General features: G+C 59.8%; 2 protein-coding genes. One reads left to right on the top strand and one right to left on the bottom strand.

Going from position 1 to position 1,688, the window contains the following annotated elements; genetic code table 11:
* Positions 1–401 (top strand): enoyl-CoA hydratase/isomerase family protein (locus QT222_RS01580; RefSeq protein ID WP_491476087.1); only part of this gene is annotated, 401 nt, incomplete at its 5' end.
* Positions 402–963: 562 nt separating this feature from the next.
* Here the strand turns inward: QT222_RS01580 and QT222_RS01575 are convergent.
* Complete coding sequence (locus QT222_RS01575) at positions 964–1,491, bottom strand: Lrp/AsnC family transcriptional regulator (RefSeq protein ID WP_004060552.1); 528 nt, start codon at positions 1,489–1,491, stop codon at positions 964–966.
* Positions 1,492–1,688: the final 197 nt, after the last annotated feature.

Here is a 1,688-nt window from a genome sequence, read left to right as displayed (position 1 = left end):
CGGAGTTCGGGTCACCCGAAATCGGACTCGGTCTGATTCCGGGCGGGGGCGGAACCCAGCGACTCCTCCGATTGCTTGGGGAGACGCGGGCCAAGGAACTTGTGTTCAGGGGGAACCGCATCGATGCCGAGCGCGCCGAGGAGTGGGGGCTGGTCAACCGTGCTGTCCCGACCGAGGAATTCGACGACACCGTCTCCCAGTTCGTGGACGACGTTCTCGAAGGGCCGCCCGTCGGTCTGAAAGTGGCGAAGAAGGTAATGAACGAGGGAGCCGACGCGAGCCTTGACGCCGCGCTGGCGATGGAGAGTCAGGGCTTCGGTCTGCTCATGAGCACCGAGGACGTACGCGAGGGGACAGCCGCGTTCCGCGATAACCGCGACCCCGAATTCCGCGGTGAATGACGCGAGCGGAGGACTGTTGAGCCAACAACCGAACGAGCTACGAGCCTTCGTGGACCGGCACGGATATACTGTCGGCTGTACTTCTTTGAATAGCTGGCCGCCGAAGAACGGAGTTCGAGTCACCGAAACGGAGCCTTTCAGACACGAATCTTCACGCACTTACAGCCGACAGTATACCTCTCGAGGCTGGGACTGACCGTCGAAGAAATCGAAGGGAGCGACTCGTCCTGTCGGTCCCGTACGACGACAAACTAGCTAACCCTGCACCGGGAATCGGGACGTCGTCCACGGTACGCTCGTGTTCGCCACGAGGATGCGACTCACGCGCCCGTCCTCGGACCGCCGCTCGATGTCATGACGTTCTACGAAGTCGACGACTCCGCTTTACTGCCCCGTCTGACTCTCGGGGATAGGATTCACATCGAACTGGAACTGATAGCAAAAGGGCCGTGAGACTATCTGACCGCGAGCAGCGTCGTTCGGTACGACGCGACGTGATGGATCAGCGAGACGAGGCTGTGCTGTCCTGCGAAGTGCTCTCGCCAGTGCGATAGCCCGGCGTCTACTCCGGATACTCGTCGTTCAGCCCCTCAAAAATCTCCGGGTCGGTTCGGAACTTGAGCACGTTGTGAACCACGGAGTTACGGATGTTATCGACGACGTCGCCGTGTTCCTTGTAGAACTCGTGTATCCACCGCGACTCGTCCTGCAGATTGGAGAACATCATCACGGTCTTCCACTGGTACTCGCCGTCCGAGAGGAAGTAGAACAGGGTGTGGGGATCGTTGCGGATGTACTCCATCGCGTCCCGCCACCCCTCCTCGAAGTTCTCCGGGTTGAACTTGAATTCGAAGAGGCTGAAGGTGTAGTACTCCTCGTTGGGGATTATCGCCTCCCGGAAGACGCCCTCGTTGCGCATCTCTCGGATAGACTCGCTTACGGTGACGTGAGACACCTCGATGTCGTACTTCTCCTCGAGGATGGAGGTAAGCTCTCGTGAGGACAGCTGCGGGTCCTGGGTCAGTTCCCGCAAGATGGCAATGTCCCGTTCCTTGAACGTCCAGTTCGGTGCGTCCGTCTGATCACTCATACATTTGGCTTCCTACGACCGGTTTATGGGGGTACGCCTTCGGCGGGGAACAGATGGTGCCGGTCGCGGTACGCGTTTGGTCGGTCCTCCACGACCCAGTGATAGGCGTTCCCAGCACGGACAACTCCGCGCCCGGTCGCCAGCCTTACCCGCGTCGTAGTACGACACGCCTAGTTCTGTCTCTATACACATCTCCG

The sequence above is a fragment of the Haloferax sp. s1 genome, from assembly GCF_058382125.1.
The sequence above is the reverse complement of the archived record's forward strand: the minus strand, read 5'-3'. Positions and strand labels throughout refer to the sequence as shown.

What these genes read in the sequence shown, in the direction of transcription:
- QT222_RS01575 (WP_004060552.1), bottom strand. Translation starts at nt 1,491, where the DNA reads ATGAGTGATCAGACGGACGCACCGAACTGGACGTTCAAGGAACGGGAC.